Raw genomic sequence first — 12,987 nt, 5'->3', positions numbered from 1 at the left:
TGTTAATGCGTACGGGTGGCCAAGTTGATGCGTATCTACATTTAAGTATAATCATTCAAAAGATGAAGCAATAAATTTACTAATAAGTGAGTATTTTAAAGTATGAAAAAAATTGCAATTTTAGGTGTTGGTAATATATTAGAACTTGATGATGGAGTTGCAATCTATGCAACAAAATATCTTGAAAAAAATTACACTTTTGCACCCCATATTGATATAATTAATGGTGGAGTAGAAGGCATTAATCTTTTAAATCTTTTTATGGAGTATGACTATATACTTATTCTTGATGCAATAGAAATAAATGATGCTCCAGGAAGTATCTACCACATACCCTCTGATAAACTTACAGGCTATGGATTAAACTCTGGTGGTGCACATGAAATAGGTGTTTTACAGTGTTTTGATATTTTAGAACTAATGGGAAAAGAATTACCACAATCAAGTGTATTTGGTATTGTTCCTGAAAAAATTGATGTATCTATTGATCTTACTAATACTATGAGAAAAGAATTTTTAATTTATATAGAAAAGCTCTTAGAGATACTTACTACAAAGCTCAACATCAAAATTTCAAAAAATAGTGAGCAAATAACGCTTGATGAAATAATTGAAACATTTAAAAATCCTCAGAGGTAGTGTAGCGTACTTTGAACCTAATATGGAAGTAAAATGACAAACTTTTTCACTACACTACTTGAGAAAATTGTGTCGTAGTTGTCATCCATAATCTTAAACTGAATGAATATTCATATTTTAGTGAATTTTATCTTAAAATGAATTAAAAACCTCTAGAATGCTCAATACTTGGGTTTGCAAAGATATCCAAAATAGCATCTAAACTCAATTTTTCATTTTCTTTCAATATCTCTATACCCATTTTTTGTAATTGGACTATAATTGTTTGAATATACTCATCCCAAACATTACGAATATTTTCTGTTAAAGAAACCTCGACTGATATAATATCCTCTGGCACAATACTAATAACTATGGTTTCAGCCATTCTCTCAGCCATTGAACAAATTTGCAGCATTTCTGCAATTTCTACTTCATTAGCTGTTTTTTTGACAAGTTCACCATCCAAAAACTCATCTGTTGTTTTTATACTTATTGCTCCTACTCTTTTACTCTCATCCGATGCAGTATTAACAATCATCACTGCATCAAACTCCTGCAATAAAGGCATTAACTTAAAACCAAGAGTTCCACCATCTACTATTTCTAATTCATCCTGATTAAAAAAATAATTCTCTTTTATATATTTTGCAGCATAAAGACCAACTCCCTCATCTTTAAAAAAAGCATTTCCAGAACCAATTAATGCAACTCTTTTACTCATTTTTTTCCTTCACTTTATGTATTCCATAATATGCTTGACCCAAAGATATATTTCCATCATTTACAGGTATTGTTGATGATATATAATAACGAATCTTTTTGGCATCAAAAGATTTTACAAGCTTATGAACTAAAAACTTATTTTGAAAAACACCACCACTGAGAATTACTGGAAGCTTAGGATAATATTCAATAATATCTAATATTATATTACATAATGTATTTAAAAATTTTGCAGCTATTATTTCTCTATTTGTTTCTTGCAGTATTTCATCCAACATTGGCTTGTAGTATATAGTATCGTCTTCTATAATATAGCTATAACTCTCTTTCGTATTACTTTCTTGCGCTAAGCCTTCCATAATCAGCCCGCTTTCTCCCTCATAACCTAAATCTTTAACAAATCCACTCAATGCATAAATAGCATCAAATAGCCTACCAATAGAAGAACTTGTTAGTGTATTTATCTTTTTTTGAAACATTATATAAAGTGTTTTTATCTCTTCTGGTGTAAAACTCTTTACAAGAGGATGTTCCATCGATAATACTTCTTCTATAGTATAGTTATCAAAGAGTAAAGAGAGCCCAACGCGTTTAGGTTGCTTAATTGCTTTTTCTCCTCCTAAAAGATATATTTCCTGAAGATGAAAAGCCCTTGTATATGATGTAGGTGAAGCAAGCAGTACCTCTCCTCCCCATAAAGTATTATCGTCTCCATATCCTGTACCATCAAAACAAAAAGCAAGAGTCTCTTCAGATAATTCATATTCAGCCATTACAGAAAGTGCATGTGCAAAATGATGTTGTATCTCTATTAAATTAACTTCTGGATTTTCTGATATATACTCTTTTGCCCATTGTGTTGTTTCATAATTTGGGTGTTTGTCACATACTATAACATCTGGTTTAAAATCATATACTCTTTGTAAAGTATCAAGTGACCGAGTAAAATACTCAAAAGCATTTAAGGAGTTTAAATCGCCAATATGAGGAGAGATAATAATATTATTTTCAAAAGCCAATGTCAATGTACTCTTCTGATTAGCACCAACAGCTAAAATTCTCCTCTTTATTTTATTTGGGTGATAAAAACTTTTTGGTCCATAGCCTCTTGCCAAACGTAAAAAAATAGTTCTGTCTGCTACATTCATTACAACACTATCATCACAGGCATTAATTATCTCTCTGTCATGTGTAACAATACCATCAACAACAAGAGGAAGTTTTTGTAACACCCCGTTTAGCTCAGTTATGATTGGTTCATCACTTATATTTGCACTTGTTGCGACAATAGGTCTTTTCATTTTTTTCAAAAGAAGCTCATGTAAAGGAGTATAAGGTAAAAAGACACCTATTCTATCAATACCCGGTGCTATCTCTTCAGCTAAAACCGATGTCTCTTTCTTTGTTACTATAACAATAGGCCGCTCTTTAGAAGTAATAAGTGCTTCATCTTTTTTCGTAAGTTTTGCAACCTTCTTGATATCATATAAAGAACTAAACATAACAGCCAAAGGTTTTGTCGGACGATGCTTATTTATTCTTAAAGTTGCTACTGCTACACTGTTTGTTGCATCACAAATTATATGAAAACCACCCAAACCTTTTAAGGCAATTGATGTACCAGCATCCAATTTTTCGATAGCTCTATCAAGGATATGATCATCATATTTTTGACCTTTATTGCTAATGTCTATAAATTGTAATTTTGGACCACAGTTATGACAACTTATTGGTTGTGCATGATAACGTCTGTTTTGAGGATTCTCATATTCGATTTGGCACTCATCACACATCTCAAACTTTTGCATTGAAGTATTTTTTCTATCATAAGGAAGTTCCTTAATGATTGTATATCTTGGCCCACAATTTATACAATTAATAAAAGGGTATTTGTATCGTCTATCTTTAGGATTATCAATCTCTTTTCTACAATCATCACAAAGCGAAATATCTGCGGATAGCATCGTTGATCGTTTAGATGCTTTAGAATCTTTAATACAAAAAGAGTTGTCATTCTTGACATCTATCTGCTTTTCTTTAATATCAACAATCTTAGCAAGTAATGGTGGGGATTCAAGAAGTTTTTTTATAAAGTCTTGAAGCGATTTATCATCTCCTTCTATCTCAACAATGACACCATCTCCACTATTGGTAACAAAACCATGAAGCCCAAATTCATTTGCTAAATTAAATATAAAAGGACGGAAACCTACACCTTGAACGATGCCATAAATATTAAGTCTAATCCGCTTTTTAAATATAGACGCCGCCGACAACTGCACTCTCCTTGCCAATTGGATAGTTTTTATTCATATATGGCGGTGTCATCTTAAGATTTCGTTGCATACGTGAGAAAAGTGACTGGTTTGCGAAATGTGTTCCACAAAGAATAATTTCTGTTGCTTTTGTTTTACCTTTAAGCTCACTCAAAATTTCATAAAAATAGTCTCCAAAACTTTCAAAAATTGAGTATGCTAAAATAACACTACTTACACCTGCTAATTGGTATGAAATAATACTTGCGAGAAATGCCGCATGGTCAAAACGGTTATCTTTCACATGAGTATCTATTTGAATGCCTCCCTTACCAACAAACTTCATCGCTTCAACAGAAACACCTTTCATATTTTCTTCATCTAAACCTAAAATGATTGCTACAGCTTCAAAGAGTTTGACATTCTCTCTTGTTTGCAATAGTTCAAGCTTTTTATAAATCTCTGGAAGTTTCTTTTTTAGATTTTCTATAAGCCTATCTGAACCCTCACGTAAAGAAGATATCTCGTCCAAGATATTTGAACTATCAAAATGCTTTGGAGGTACAATACGAAGTACATTTCTACCATCATAATATAAAAATGATGGTTCTTCATCAAAATACGCTCCTACACATTTTTTACCAAATAGATCATGTTCAGCGACAACAGACATAAAACTTCCCTCATCAATACTGAAGTATTTTTGCTTCTCATGATAACGTTCATTATCTCCTTCTAAAACATTAGCACCCATAACCTCTACACTGTCAAGGTGTTCCATCTTGTCAAAGAACATTGCATCACCCTGTGGTATTCCAGCATACTCCTCTGTAATACTTACAAGATTTTTAGCTCTTAAATTATGTGAAGGAAAGGAAATACGTTCACCTTCTGCAATAAATTGAATATCTTTGTTGAGGAAAAAACGCATATCTTGTTGAGAGTTGATTTCTAAATCGTAATCCATCAAAATGTCTGCATCACAGTTTTCATCTACGTCTTCATAAGCTATAAAGTCTATCCCGAGTTTTTGTAATTCTGTTCCAAGTAAAATTGTAAAACCATCATCTGGATACTTTACATAAGCCGTATTCGCTCCCCAAATATTTTTAAGTTCTTCACTTTTAAGCGTTACATGCATTATCGGTCGTTCTATACTTAGCAATGCATTAAACTCTTCTGTAATTAAAGCCAGATAGTCTGTAATTTTAGATGCATTAATCATCATTAATATAGAATGATGATTCTTATTTTGTACTGTATAAAATAATCTATATCCAAATGTTGTTTTCATAAGTAACTTTTTCTTATCGACTAAAGCTTTAGCTGCAACCTCAAACATTGTACGAAAACTACCAGCATCATTTGCATATCTTTCCGTTGTTTTATTAACTAATCTTACTGGAACTGCACAATTATGGCAAGAATTTAAAACATGAGACTCTCTTAGTCCAACACTTTCAACTTCTTTTTCACATTCATCACATGGACGAATAAATTTCCATGATGTATTCTCTCTTTTATAAGGGTATTTATTTAAAAAACTATAATTACCTCCGCAACAACTACAAGAAATAAATGGATAATAGTATCTACGGGAACTAACATCAAAAAGTTCTTTCTGACACGTAGGACAAAGAGCTAAGTTTAATGGGTATTTACTATCAAATTTTGCTAGCTTTTTTGGCTTGATTTCATTTTCACTATGTGATGAAGATTTTAAAAAAAGTGATGCCGGAAGCCTTTGTGCAAGTGAGTCAAGACACTCTTGAAGTCTTTCATGTTTTGAGTCAAAAGCACAAACGATTTTTTCATCTTGCATTACAATATCACTATTTATATCAAATTCTCTTGTAATTGCGACTATATAATTCATAATGTAATTTTGATTGGATGTAATACTTAGTTCAAGGACAAAAGCCATTTGATACCTTTAAGAAAATTTTGAAGAGGGTATAAAAAGAGAATAAAGCCTAAGCTTTATTCTCTTGTACGAATTTAGAACCACCAACAACAATAGTAATATCACCTTCTTTCCAGAAAATTGTACGCCATACTTGATAGTAGATATGAAACACAATCCAGGCAATAACAAGCCACATAGTCGTATGATGCACTATACGAACATCCATCACATTTACACCTGTTGCAGTAGAACCGACCATCCAAGATGATACAGGAAGTGTCCAATCTGTTACTAAGTGAAGCATCCACGGCCACCAGTTACCAATAGAACTGAGACCGGATTCTAAACCATGCACATAAAGTTGTAATCCTGTTAAAAGCATCCACGCAAGCAACAAATGAAAAATCAGAAAATAGACTGTATTGAAACTATCTGAATGTGTAGAGTCAAACTTTTTTCTTCTGTTAAGCGTAACGAGATTTAAAAGAACTTCCATAAATTCTTTTATATTGCTACTAGTTGGTAAAATCTTTTTATACGGCTTTTCAAAGCGAGAGAAGAAGTATAAATATGCGATTACTATACTACTTACATCAAAGATAATAGCAATGATAAAATGCCACCAGCGATTCCATGCCATTACATATTTTACTACCGCTGGTTCAGCAATCAATGTTGCATAATAAGGATGACCTATGTATAAACCAGTAACAATTGCACCAATCATACTAAATGCGACCACCCAATGGTTGAGTCGCATAAAAGCTGTCATTCTTTTAACCTGTTTATATTTAGGTTTCATAATTACTCCCTTAAATACTACACCCGGTATCTATTTTATAGACACCAAGTTCTTTACCTTTTGTATCAACAACATGCACTGCACAAGCAATACAAGGGTCAAAGCTATGGATTGTACGAATAATCTCTAATGGTTGTTCTGGATCAGCAACTTTAGTACCGATAAGTGATGCTTCATATGCACCCAAGCGACCTTTATAATCTCTTGGAGCTGCATTCCATGTTGATGGAACTACGGCTTGATAGTTAGCAATTTTTCCATTTTCAACTCTAACCCAGTGTCCTAAAGCACCACGAGGAGCTTCTGCCATACCACGACCTTTTGTATTTACACTTACTTTATCAAAGTCAAAGTCAGTCCATGTACTCAAGTCACCACTCGCAGTATTCGCAGCCAATTCATCTACCCAATCCATCATAACATCAGCCATAAGCTCTGTCTCTATTGCACGAGCAGCTGTACGTCCTACTGTACTAAAGAGTACAGATGTTGGCAAGTTTCCACGTTTTAAGAAGTTTGTTACATACTTTGTAATTCTCTCATCACCTTTTGCAACACCTACAACCATACGAGCCAGTGGTCCAACTTCTACACGTTTATCATCATAAATCGGAGATTTAATCCAAGAGTACTTTTCATCTGTTTTCAAATAAGCCATACCATCAGCATGCTTGTCAAGTCCAGTATATTTAGGAATCGTTTCTCCATCATATGGGTGCAATGGTTTATCACCTTCATACCATGCATGTGTAACATCTTCAGCAATTTTATCTGGATCAACTTCGTGAACCTTAGATAAATCACCATCATACACAACACCTGAAGGGAAAAGAAGTGCAGATTTATAAAAACCAGTATCATCAAGACGGAAATCACCATAAGTCATATAACTTAAAAGTCCTCCACCAGTTCCACCCACACCTTTACCTTTCATAAGTTCAGTAAATGTTGCACTACTATCTGTTGCCTCATCAGCATACATAGTTCCTGCCATATAAACATCTGGAAGATATGCCTGTTTTATAAACTTCGTACTCTCTTTTAAAAGTGATTTAAAAAGTGCTATACGAGCAGGATTTTGAATATCTTGTACACAAGTAACACCACCAACTACAATTGATTGTGGGTGTGGATTTTTACCACCAAAAATTGCTTGCATTTTAGCCATATCTCTTTGAATATCAAGAGCTTTTAAATAGTGTGCAACACCAATGAGGTTTTGCTCTGGTGTTAATTTATAATGTTTATTACCCCAGTAACCATTTCCAAAGATTCCAAGACGACCCTGTTTTACAAATTTTGCCACTCTATCTTGAATCTCTTGAAATGCAGGAGCTCCTGAAATATATGGAGAAGTACCAGATACTCCTGCCCATTTTTCAGCTTCAACTGCAGTTTTCTTTGGATCAGCAGAAAGAGCTGAAACAACATCAACAAAATCAAGAGCATGAAGATGATAAAAGTGCACAAGGTGATCATGAATATAGAGTGCACCCTGAATTAAGTTACGAACTAAACGTGCATTTTTAGGAATAGTAATATCAAAAGCATCTTCTACCGCCTCTATAGAGCGTTGATAGTGTGTACCCGTACACACACCACAAATACGCATTGCCAAAAGACCTGCATCACGTGGGTCACGTCCTTGAAGAATAGTCTCAATACCTCTAAACATTGTAGATGAAGAGTAAGCATCTACAATTGTATTATTCTCATCAATTACTGCCTCAATTCTCAAGTGTCCTTCAATCCTAGTAATTGGATCTACTATAATATGTTTTTTTGCCATTATACCTCTCCTCCATCTTCTTTCTTACCTGCCAATGCACTTGCTACTGCATGAATACCAATACCTATACCTGCTGCTGTTAACAAACCTAAACCAAACTCATCAACAGTTTTTTCAACACCGCCTGTTGGTGCTTTAATATTTGCATCTGCCATTGGGCGCTCATACGCATATTTATCCCAGAAATCTGGTTCAGAACAACCGATACAACCGCGGCCAACACCGATAGGCCAGTTAACACCTTCGTTATATCTAACGATTGAACAGTTATTAAATGTCATAGGACCTTTACATCCAACTTTGTAGAGACAAAAGTTGTTTTTAGCACCCTCATCACCCCACTCTTCTACATATTCACCAGCATCAAAGTGTGCACGTCTTTCACAGTTATCATGAATTCTATAACCAAATGCAAATTTAGGACGTAACAATGAATCTAGTTCTGGAACTTGACCAGTTAAAATATAATGAATGATTACACCAACCATATTTGCTGGGTTAGCAGGACATGCTGGAATATTAATAATAGGTTTTCCTTTAATAACGTCCATAACACCTACTGCTCCTGTTGGATTTGGAGAAGCTGCAGGCACACCACCAAATGTAGCACAAGAGCCAACTGCAACAATTGCAGCAGCATGTTTACTAACACGCATTAAATGATCATAAAATGTTTCTGCACTTGCACCAATAGTACCATATTGACCATCCATTTCCATAGGAATAGATCCTTCAACAAATAGTAAGTACTTGTCTTTAAAGTGTTCCATTGCATCTTCAAGTTGTTTCTCTGCTTGATGTCCAGAAGCAGCTTGGAGTGTTTCATGGAACTCTAAAGAGATAATATCTAAAACAATTTCATCAATTTTTGGCCCATCAGAGCGTAATAATGCCTCAGAGTTACCTGCGCAATCTTGAAGTTCTAACCAGATAACCGGTGCCCTATTCATAAGCAGTGCAGCATCTGCTACAAGAGGAGTAAAAGAAGCTGGCAGCATTAGCATACCTGTTACAGCACTAGCCCATTTTAAAAAATCACGTCTCTCTATTCCATGTGCTTCTAACACATCCTCTATATCCAACCTATTGTTTATAGGTTGCTGTGTCTTCAACTCTTCGACTCTTGCCTGACATGTTTGAAACAATTTGTCATAGTAAGCATCACCTTTGTTTGTTTCAACACGTGCACTTTTAGATGTAAAAAGCTTTTTTACACCCTCTATTCTATCTGCCATAGCCAACTCCTTTTTTACATTAAATGAATAATCATTCATTATGCTATCCTGATATAACTTAAACAGATATTATATTTTTTATTTTAAACTGAAAAGCAGCATTTCTTATTTTATTTTCGGACTAAATGAGAAAAATTAATGAGTAGTACAGACGGAACAAACATCAAATGTACGAAAGATAAAGAGCGCATCCTCTTTTGTTGTCCCTTTCATAGCAATTTGTACAGATGTTGGTTTTTCTATTGTAGAACTCCCAATATTAAACTGTGTAGGTGTAATAATTTTATAGTTTTGAATAATACCCTGTTTAATTTCTATATTATGGAGTAGTGGACCACGAGGAGCTTCCACTATACCCAGACCAGATGCTGAGATTTTTTTTATATCTGCTACATTAACTACTGACTCTTGTAAAATATCTATATTTTGAAGCAGTTCTTTTGCATAGTTAAGCATATATCCTATCTCAAACACACGTGCCATAACTCGTGAGTAAGCACTATCTTTATATCTTCTATGCATATTTTTTATAATAGGTAGAGAGATAGACATCATTCTAGCAAGTGGTCCTGTTTCATAATATTCATCTTTATAAAGAGCATTATAAGCATATGTATTTTCTTGTGGAGAATAAGCTTCTACTGTTGATACGTACTTGCTATCTACTCCAAAAGCTCTTGTTTGTTTTAATTTTGCAACATGCGTAAAATCATGCTCACCCATAACTATAAATCTATCATATGCTAAACCTTTATGATTCATGTCAGCAACAATTAAACTTTCTTCTAATAAAGTAATGTCTGATTGTATCTCTTTATTAAAATCTTTACAAGATTCAAAAGATAAAAACTTATCTAGTGCTATACCTAAACTCTCTCTTTCAAAAAATGATATAAGTTCATCTATATGATTTTGAGCCTGTAATATATCTATTTGTGTAGGATCACATGTTACTCCACCTGGAATCATATAAGACGAATGTGGCCATTGTCCACCAAAAATAGCAATGGCTTTTGCTGCTAAAGAGGCTGCATACGCTCCTTTTAGTGGTTTTTTTTCTAGGATGCTATTTGTCAATTTAGCAAGTTCTGGAATAATAACAATATAAAGCCATTTAAAATGATTTTGTATCATTTCCATAATAAGAGTAAATTCTCGAATTTTTTCTGCTTTTTCTGAAAGAATAATTTCACAACCTGCATTTTTGTAAGCATCTTCCAATGCACGTACAGTTGCCATTAAATGCGCATGCCCACATATACCACATACTCGAGGGCTAATAACCAAAGAATCAAGGGCATTTTTACCTTCAAGTATCGACTCCATACCTCTAAAATGTGGGAAAGTTACTGTTGCAAAATTAACTTTTTTCTCTTTTATATCAAAATATACAGATGCTTCACCCTCAATCTGTTCAATCAGTTGTCTTGTAATCAATTAGCTTTCCTTCTAAACGTTTTATATGAAAGGTCTTTGCAATTCCCGCCATTGTAAGATAACTTCTTTTAGGAACACCTAATGGTACATCTTCCGGTATTGACATATTGGTTTTTGTTTGAAAGAGTTCTGTTCGTGGAAAGTCGGGTTCGGTACATCCAAAACAGGGTGTACCAATTCGTGTTTTTGAGCTCACCTCATTCCAAAGTATTTTATTACATGATGCATGTGTCATAGGAGCACGACAGCCTTGTTCATAAAACAAACATCCCTCTTTCTGACCAAAACCTTTAGTATCAACCTTCCACTCAAAATATTCGTTTCGTGTACATCCATGATGTGCTAAATTACTATATAATTCTACAGGACGATGCAATTCATCAGTTATAACTGTTTGATCATTGGCAATCATACTTAATGTATACCCCATCCATTCAGGGTGAATGGGACAACCTGAAAGATTAATAATCCGTTTTTTATGCTTAAGAAGAGGTCCATTCATCTCTTCTTCATTAAATAAAATACCACTATTTCTATGCGAAGCTGCTTCTTTAAACATACCTCCAAAACTTGCACAAGTCCCTGCGGCAACGATATGTTTTGCAGTAGCTGCATAATGAGCAAGCATCTCTTTCATAAAAACACCGTTACGTTTCATCAATGGATCATATGCTCCTTCAAAGATGAGTACATCACATGAGAGCTTACATGCAGATATCTCTTCAAAACTATGTAATGCTTCCATAGCCGGATAGTAAAGCACTTCAAACTTATCCAAAAGAAGTGGCAGATAGGGAAGATTTAAAAAGGAGTGGGTATTACCATTACATGTAACACCCTGAAGCCAAAGAAGACGTGGCTTGTTATCTTGTTTTGAGTGCATTGTAAATATTTTGTGATATAGACTCTTTATACCACTCTAACGGTTCAGGCAATATTTTTTCTCCAAAGAGAAAAACCATACCTCCAAGATAGCCCATAAAGAGACCAAAAGCTGAAAAAAAATCTTGATCATGTAAGTCTCCATTTGCAACACCATCATTAAAAAACATCATCATTTCAGTTACAAAAGGAGAAACACATATCATCCCCTCACATCCATCACCAAACACTTCACGATTTGAAAGGTAAACACGTAAAAAATACTCTATCATTTCAGGCTTCTCATCCGCCATATTAAAATACATAGAGATTATTTCATAAATTTTTTCCTCTGTTGATATCTCTCTATCATTTATCTCACGAATCTGATTACCAAGATATTCCGAAATATATAAAACAAGCTCTTTTGCTAAAATATCTTTAGATTTAAAATAGTTATAAAAATTACCAACACTCATACCAACTTTTTCAGCAATATCAGGAATAGTTGTAATATAAAAGCCTTTTTCAGAAAAAAGCTTCAACGCAGCAGAAATAATTCCATTTTTTCTTTCTTCTTTTGTAACTCTTGCCATAAAATTCCATTTTATTTATATTGTGTAGATTATAGCATTATTTACAAAAAAACATTTTAAATATTCCCCAAGAACTCCTTAGTATCTTCTATTATCTCATCAATCGCTTCTGTAGCTTTTTTATACAAAACTTTTGAGTATAATGTATCGTCAATGGCTGGGCTTGGTTCCAGATTATTAAGTATTGAGTAGCGAATGCCCCCTCTAATGAACACATCTGTATTGATGACAATACCACTTGTCCCGATGACTATAAGCATCTCACAATCATCTAGCTCTTTATACATATCTGCATATTTTGGTGCTGCTTCTCCGAAAAAGACAACATTTGGTCGCAGTAGGTGTGAACATCTCGGACAAGCGTCATAGACCTCACGCAGCTTTGCATAGCCGATGTCATCCAAAAAACCACAGGCTTCACATCGTACCTCACGCAAGAAACCATGCAGATGCAACAGATCTCTACATCCTGCTCTTTCAAACATATCATCCACATTTTGCGTGATAATGGTAATGTCTTTTGGATATTTTTTCTTAAGTTTTACTATCTCATGATGTGCTCTATTGGGTTCTTTGTCTTGAATATCTTCACGTCGTTTATCATAAAAGGCAATCGTCTCTTCATAGTTCCAGTCCAAACACCCCACAGAACAAATCTCTTCTATCTTATAGTTATCCCAAAGACCTCCACTGTCTCGAAAGGTTGATATCCCACTCTCGGCACTGATTCCTGCACCTGAAAATATAACTACTTTTGCCATT

The 12,987-nt window shown here is 34.2% G+C and carries 11 protein-coding genes; 1 reads left to right on the top strand and 10 read right to left on the bottom strand.

Annotated elements, in window-relative coordinates; all coding sequences use genetic code 11:
• Positions 1 to 102: 102 nt before the first annotated feature.
• Entirely contained in the window at positions 103 to 639 is a 537-nt protein-coding gene (locus ES948_RS01995; RefSeq protein ID WP_152183251.1) for a HyaD/HybD family hydrogenase maturation endopeptidase, read from the top strand.
• A gap of 142 nt (positions 640 to 781) precedes the next feature.
• On the opposite strand, the gene ES948_RS01990 is transcribed toward ES948_RS01995, so the two are convergent.
• From ES948_RS01990 to ES948_RS01945, 10 genes are all read right to left on the bottom strand, one after another.
• Complete coding sequence (locus ES948_RS01990) at positions 782 to 1,342, bottom strand: hydrogenase maturation protease (protein ID WP_152183250.1); 561 nt, start codon at positions 1,340 to 1,342, stop codon at positions 782 to 784.
• On the bottom strand, positions 1,335 to 3,620 hold the full coding sequence (gene hypF, locus ES948_RS01985; RefSeq protein ID WP_152183249.1) for a carbamoyltransferase HypF: 2,286 nt from the start codon (positions 3,618 to 3,620) through the stop codon (positions 1,335 to 1,337). The genes ES948_RS01990 and hypF overlap by 8 nt, the downstream gene beginning before the upstream one ends.
• Positions 3,598 to 5,475, bottom strand: a complete 1,878-nt coding sequence (locus tag ES948_RS01980; RefSeq protein WP_188109422.1) for a Kae1-like domain-containing protein — start codon at positions 5,473 to 5,475, stop codon at positions 3,598 to 3,600. Before ES948_RS01980 ends, hypF begins: the two co-directional genes overlap by 23 nt.
• 97 nt (positions 5,476 to 5,572) lie before the next feature.
• Positions 5,573 to 6,307 (bottom strand): cytochrome b/b6 domain-containing protein, encoded by a 735-nt coding sequence (locus ES948_RS01975; RefSeq protein WP_152183247.1) that lies wholly within the window; start codon positions 6,305 to 6,307, stop codon positions 5,573 to 5,575.
• 10 nt (positions 6,308 to 6,317) lie between these two features.
• Positions 6,318 to 8,096 carry a nickel-dependent hydrogenase large subunit gene (locus ES948_RS01970; RefSeq protein WP_152183246.1) on the bottom strand — a complete coding sequence of 593 codons (1,779 nt, stop codon included), beginning with the start codon at positions 8,094 to 8,096 and terminating at the stop codon, positions 6,318 to 6,320.
• Entirely contained in the window at positions 8,096 to 9,331 is a 1,236-nt protein-coding gene (locus ES948_RS01965) for a hydrogenase small subunit (RefSeq protein ID WP_152183262.1), read from the bottom strand. Before ES948_RS01965 ends, ES948_RS01970 begins: the two co-directional genes overlap by 1 nt.
• Before the next feature lie 135 nt (positions 9,332 to 9,466).
• Complete coding sequence (locus ES948_RS01960) at positions 9,467 to 10,768, bottom strand: nickel-dependent hydrogenase large subunit (RefSeq protein WP_152183245.1); 1,302 nt, start codon at positions 10,766 to 10,768, stop codon at positions 9,467 to 9,469.
• Entirely contained in the window at positions 10,746 to 11,651 is a 906-nt protein-coding gene (locus tag ES948_RS01955) for an NADH-quinone oxidoreductase subunit B family protein (RefSeq protein ID WP_152183244.1), read from the bottom strand. Before ES948_RS01955 ends, ES948_RS01960 begins: the two co-directional genes overlap by 23 nt.
• The gene (locus tag ES948_RS01950) at positions 11,632 to 12,225 is read right to left on the bottom strand and encodes a TetR/AcrR family transcriptional regulator (protein WP_152183243.1); all 594 of its coding nucleotides are present in this window, start codon (positions 12,223 to 12,225) and stop codon (positions 11,632 to 11,634) included. The genes ES948_RS01955 and ES948_RS01950 overlap by 20 nt, the downstream gene beginning before the upstream one ends.
• A gap of 56 nt (positions 12,226 to 12,281) precedes the next feature.
• On the bottom strand, positions 12,282 to 12,986 hold the full coding sequence (locus tag ES948_RS01945; RefSeq protein WP_152183242.1) for an SIR2 family NAD-dependent protein deacylase: 705 nt from the start codon (positions 12,984 to 12,986) through the stop codon (positions 12,282 to 12,284).
• Between the last annotated feature and the right edge of the window lies 1 nt (position 12,987).

It is taken from the genome of Sulfurimonas indica, assembly GCF_009192995.1.
In the GTDB taxonomy this organism is placed as follows: Bacteria; Campylobacterota; Campylobacteria; order Campylobacterales; family Sulfurimonadaceae; genus Sulfurimonas; species Sulfurimonas indica.
Note: the sequence above shows the minus strand (reverse complement) of the source record. Positions and strands in the feature narration are given on the sequence as shown.